General features: G+C 62.1%; 1 pseudogene. It reads right to left on the bottom strand.

The features are described 5' to 3' along the window. Positions 1–396 (bottom strand): annotated as a pseudogene (locus VSR68_RS42620) (formate dehydrogenase-N subunit alpha); the annotation flags it as partial.

The raw sequence follows: 396 nt of genomic DNA on the forward strand, positions 1-396 counted from the left end.
CCTGCAGCAGATCGTACGGCTTGTCGAGCTTCGGCAGATAGTCATAGCCCCAGTTGTTGTCGGCCGTCGCGGCATCGCCCCACCACGACTTCATCATGCTGACGTAAAACGCGCGGTAGTTCTTCCAGTAGCTCAGCTGATTGGGCCGCAGCGGCTGCGACGCGCGTTTCTTGATGTAGCCCTCGTAGTCCTGCTCGGGCTCGTTCGGCAGCGTCATATAGCCCGTCAGCAGATTCGACATCAAGCCGAGGTCTGTCAGGCCCTGGATGTTCGAGTGTCCGCGCAGCGCGTTCATGCCGCCGCCCGCGACGCCGATATTGCCCAGCAGCAGTTGCACCATCGCGCCCGTGCGAATCATCTGCGAGCCGACCGAGTGATGCGTCCAGCCGAGCGCAT

Source organism: Paraburkholderia phymatum (genome assembly GCF_038900715.1).
GTDB lineage: Bacteria > Pseudomonadota > Gammaproteobacteria > Burkholderiales > Burkholderiaceae > Paraburkholderia > Paraburkholderia phymatum_A.